The organism is Bradyrhizobium sp. Leo170 (genome assembly GCF_004296405.1).
Lineage (GTDB): Bacteria > Pseudomonadota > Alphaproteobacteria > Rhizobiales > Xanthobacteraceae > Bradyrhizobium.
The window spans coordinates 1-4,583 of sequence record NZ_PSRR01000489.1 but is presented as its reverse complement, the minus strand read 5'-3'; the positions used below and the strand labels follow the sequence as shown (position 1 = coordinate 4,583).

Here is a 4,583-nt window from a genome sequence, read left to right as displayed (position 1 = left end):
CCGGCCGCAAACGAACATGGTCTGTGATGAGATACTTGCGATCCCCGTCTTTCAGGATTCCCTTTGACTGCAGCTTCTGGTCCACGAGCTCTCGCTCGAGCGCGTAGCCAGGCCGGCCACCTACCTTAAAGCCTAACCGCGAAAACCGGCATGCTCCCGCATGAACCTTGACCGACAATTCGCGACTATATTCAGCCGCCATCACTCTCTTCAAATTCTTGACGATGCTCGAGAGCATACTCCCATCATTGTCAAACTGCTCAGCGCAGTAGGCCACATTGATGCCCGCCTGCTTGCAGATGAACTCATAGTGGGCGCTCTCGTCGATATCCTGAAAGCGTCCCCATCGGCTGACATCATAGACCAGGAGATGGCCAAAATCCGTCTCGCCAGAGCGGACATCCTCGATCAGTTGAATTAAGGCCGGTCGATTCTTAATCCGAAGTCCGCTTTCTCCCTCGTCGGCATAGGTCCGAACAATCGTAAGGTCGTGGGCATGTGCGTAGGCCGCGATGACAGCCGCCTGATTCTCGATGGAATAGCGCTGCTTGTCTGTCGACATCCGGACATACTGAGCGGCCCGCGCGTGCTTTTGGACGGTTGCCAATTGGGTACTCCGGCGAACGACGAGTGCATTGATCATCGATCAAAGCTCCCGATTTGCCGGAGCGGCGACGTCATTCGGTCTCGCTCAGCTTACCCGACCCCTCGTATCCAACTCCCGTCTACTCGACGTTGCAAGAGGTAATATGTGCCCGACGGCGGCCGGCGAACGATCGTTGGCACGCGAACGTTTGCCTGGACTGGCCGGATGAACTTGGGGATGATCGTTCCCAAATGCTGCTCATCCCGCGGCTCGGTCTTGCGAGCGGACAACCAACGAACATACCATGGCAAGAGCAACTGGAGGCTGTGGAAATGTTCTTTTACACGAAACGAAAGGCGCACCTTTTTCTAGTATGCCTTGGGTTCGCCGCTCTGAACTGCGGCGTTGCGGATGCAGAACCGTCTTCAGCGGACATCGTCTTGCAAAAGATCGCGGCCCTGGAAGCTCGTGTAGCCACCCTAGAAGTTGAGAACCGCGCGTACAAGCGACAACTGGAGAATGCGCGGACGCCGGCTAAGCTCGTGATGGAGAAGCCTTCAAAGAAGCACAATCCCGTGCCGGATGCCATGGCGTCGGCTATGCCGTACAAGACAATCAAGGCCGATGGTCCAATTTCCGCCGGTTGGTCTGGAGCTTATTGGGGAGCGTCCGCTGGCGGCGGCGCCACTCGATCTGACGTCATCTCCGCAGAGCGAAACACGCAGGCCTTCTCTGGAAATCCATTCCCGTTCACGATCAGTGGCCTCGAAACCGTAGGCACCTCCTCAGCCAATAACGGCGGGGGATTGATCGATCTGTATGCTGGCTGGAATGTTCAAGTTTCGAAGGTCGTTCTAGGTGCCCAGCTTGAGGCAACTGCTTCAGAGCTCAATTTCAGCTCAACCGGGTCAAAGGCGTACACGTACTTCAGCGCCGCAGGTCCGACCGGACAGACGGCATTTGCCGATTTTAGGCCACAGGTGGCGGCTCGGTGGATGACGTCCGCGCTGTTGCGCGCGGGTGTTCTGTTAGATGACCAGACAATGATCTATGGCATTGGCGGCTGGACCGGCGCGCAATTCGAAGCTCGCAACGTTACCGACAATCCGTTCTATCAGCCGGTCGAGAGCTTCTGGGCGAACGGGTGGACCGCCGGTGGAGGCATAGAACGCAAGCTCGATTCCAACTGGAGCGTCAGAGCAGAATATCGATACACCGACTTCGGCGCGTTCAGAACAAACGATCATTTCTCGTTCACTGGTGGGCCGCCCCCGTCCACGCAAACGAGCGACCGGCAGACCCAATATAGCCAGTCGATGCACGCGGGTCGTGTCGGGTTCGCTTACGCCTTCAATCCACTGCAATAGCGCGAGCCGAGCTGGCACAGGATAGCGCAACATGACCCAGCTTAAGCACGCAGTGATCAAGGACAAGACGGCGATCAGGACAGCTCCATGATCCGTGCTCTATCAGTCGCCCTCGCCTTCTTGGCCATCACTCCAGCGATTTCGGAAACAGTCGACGTAAAATATCGTGGCGCCGTTGATCTCAAGCCATTCACCTGTACCGACACGCCGCGGAGCAGCTTCATCCAGCGCGTCTGCTACGACAAGGCTGAGAGCTACATGCTCATCAGCTTGCGCGGCAGCTACTACCACTATTGCGAGCTACCCGCCGCGACCTTCGATGCTTTCATGGCCGCATCATCGATGGGGCAGTTCTACAATCAAAAGATCAAAGGCTCGGGTTCTGATGGTCCCTACGACTGCAGAACGCATCGGGCGCCGCGATATTAGCAGGAGTGTCCTGTGCCAAAGAATATTGTCGTTTTCTCTGATGGAACCGGTCAGGATGGCGGTGCCCGCCCCGAACAGCGCATCAGCAATATCTATAAGATGTATCGGATCTCGCGCGATCATGCCGACACGGGGATCGATCCGTCGCACCAGGTAGTCTTCTACGACGCCGGCCTTGGCACCGATATCGGTGCGACCGCTCTCAGTGCACCAGTCCGCTTTGTGGAAAAGCTGCTCGGGTCCGTGACAGGCGCGGGCATTAAGCGAAACATTGCCGACTGTTACGAATTCATCATCAACCAATACGAGGACGGCGATAGGATCTTCCTGTTCGGCTTTAGTCGGGGCGCCTATACCGTCCGGAGCCTCGCCAATTTGCTGATGCTATGCGGTGTGCCGACCAAGACTCGCGCAGGCCCCTTGATGCGATTCAGGAAGTCCGTCCGAGACATCGCGTGGGAAGCAGTCGATACGGTGTTAGAGCATGGCGCTGGGCATCCACGCGCGGAATTCGAGGCAGAGCGGCTAGAATTAGCGCGGCGATTTCAAGAGAAATATGCTTCAGGTGACGGTTCCGATTCCAACGCGGCGCCCTACTTCATCGGCGTATTCGATACCGTGGCCGCGCTCGGTGCCAGTGGTTTCCGGCGCCGGCTGATTCAGGTCGGATTGACGGTCGGCGTCGCCGCGGCGGCATTCGTCGCCTCGTTAATTCCAGCGGCGCTCGTTGGAATATTAGCCGCAATCACGACCGGTGCGGGATTGCTCTGGGGGTTCATTGTCCCTGCTTGGTTTGTTACCCACATCTCGACGCTAACCGGGGTCATCTGGTTCTGGAAAAGACAGCGGGCGGCCAACCACAAGACGATCTACGACTTTCCGAACAAGGGCGATCCCCCGCGTTCGCACGACGCAGAGTGGAAGGGTGAAAACTTCGACCGATTGCTCAGCAAGCATGTGCGCTTTGCTCGATCAGCCAACGCCATCGACGAAACACGCAAAGACTTCAGACGCGTCGCCTGGGGCGGGACGGAAAGACCTTCGCACGAGCTTACGCCAGGCATCGATCGACTGATCCAACTATGGTTCGCAGGCAATCACTCCGACGTTGGCGGATCTTATCCGGAAACCGAAGCGCGGCTTTCAGATGCCGCACTTGCCTGGATGTGCCAGCAAGCCATTCGAGTACCGGACGGGCTGAAAACCGGACCGATCTACGTCGATGGTATCAAAATGCCTGGAACCGGAGATGCCGGTGCGGCCCTAAACATCTATCCACGGGCGGACGGCGTGCAGCACTGCGAGGTCGCCGGCATGCGCGATCTGCTTGACGATTATGCGGCCCGTTTTCCCAAATGGCGATGGTTGCAGCGCCGTGTCGGCAACATGAACTGGGAGATCGAAGTGCGCCAAATACAGCACGACGCACCCGTCCATCCAATTGTTTCAGAGCGCTTTGAGCTTGCTTCAGTTGCGCAGTGCGCAAACGTTGGTCCATACCGGCCTGAAGCCTTAAAGCAGCACGACGCGTTCAAGCATTTCTACCAGCAGTCAACGTAAACCGCAATCAACCCGCTTTTGCCGTTCAACATCAAATTGAACTGTCCGTTGATACACAATTTTCGCTAATGAAACCCCGAACATCGGTGGAAAGGACGTTCGCGTGCGCGCATTCGTAATTTTCTTCTTGTCTGTCATCGCGGTGGTCTTCGGCATTGCCGCATACGGCCAGATGGTCGTCGCCAATCGGCCGACGGAAAATCTCAGAGACGTTGCCGAGCGCAGGTGCGCGGTTGACCATGCTAGTAAGCGAGATCGCGACGACTGCGTGAGCATGCGCCTCAATGCGGCTGCACTGGAATTGATGGCGATGCAGCGCAAAGAAGCCATTCGAGACGCTTCGCGTTGATGCGTTTTCCATTGCTGTAACCGTGTGACCGTGTAACCGCTACTTTCCTAGGAGCCCCTAGAGCTATACGCCCCACAGGGAATCATCTTTTCTAGACTCCTCCTTAGAGAATTTACGGTTACAACGGTTACAGTAGTAGAAGACATTGAGATCATTGAGAAATTACTGTAACCGCCTCGTCGAAAAACGGTTACAGTAACGGTTACACTCGGCCGCGCGCTGGTGGTATCGGCGGCACGCCAACTGGACACGGCGGCATCGTTGTAACCGACGCCGTCCCATCGCTGGGGGG

The 4,583-nt window shown here is 56.8% G+C and carries 5 protein-coding genes; 4 read left to right on the top strand and 1 reads right to left on the bottom strand.

From position 1 onward, the window contains the following. The coding region (locus CWO89_RS41005; RefSeq protein WP_130583938.1) for a recombinase family protein at nucleotides 1-643 on the bottom strand (643 nt) is incomplete at its 3' end. A 194-nt stretch (nucleotides 644-837) separates the two neighbouring features. On the opposite strand from CWO89_RS41005, the gene CWO89_RS41000 reads away from it, so the two are divergent. From CWO89_RS41000 to CWO89_RS40985, 4 genes are all read left to right on the top strand, one after another. Then, nucleotides 838-1,953 (top strand): outer membrane protein, encoded by a 1,116-nt coding sequence (locus CWO89_RS41000; protein ID WP_130583937.1) that lies wholly within the window; start codon nucleotides 838-840, stop codon nucleotides 1,951-1,953. Between the two features lie 87 nt (nucleotides 1,954-2,040). Continuing rightward, entirely contained in the window at nucleotides 2,041-2,382 is a 342-nt protein-coding gene (locus CWO89_RS40995) for a KTSC domain-containing protein (RefSeq protein ID WP_130583936.1), read from the top strand. A 12-nt stretch (nucleotides 2,383-2,394) separates the two neighbouring features. Beyond that, entirely contained in the window at nucleotides 2,395-3,942 is a 1,548-nt protein-coding gene (locus CWO89_RS40990) for a T6SS phospholipase effector Tle1-like catalytic domain-containing protein (RefSeq protein WP_130583935.1), read from the top strand. A 103-nt stretch (nucleotides 3,943-4,045) separates the two neighbouring features. Then, on the top strand, nucleotides 4,046-4,291 hold the full coding sequence (locus CWO89_RS40985; protein ID WP_130583934.1) for a hypothetical protein: 246 nt from the start codon (nucleotides 4,046-4,048) through the stop codon (nucleotides 4,289-4,291). Nucleotides 4,292-4,583: the final 292 nt, after the last annotated feature.

Bases quoted from the DNA above. Each gene is read 5' to 3' on its own strand.
- CWO89_RS41000 (WP_130583937.1), top strand. From the start codon at position 838: ATGCTGCTCATCCCGCGGCTCGGTCTTGCGAGCGGACAACCAACGAAC.
- CWO89_RS40995 (WP_130583936.1), top strand. From the start codon at position 2,041: ATGATCCGTGCTCTATCAGTCGCCCTCGCCTTCTTGGCCATCACTCCA.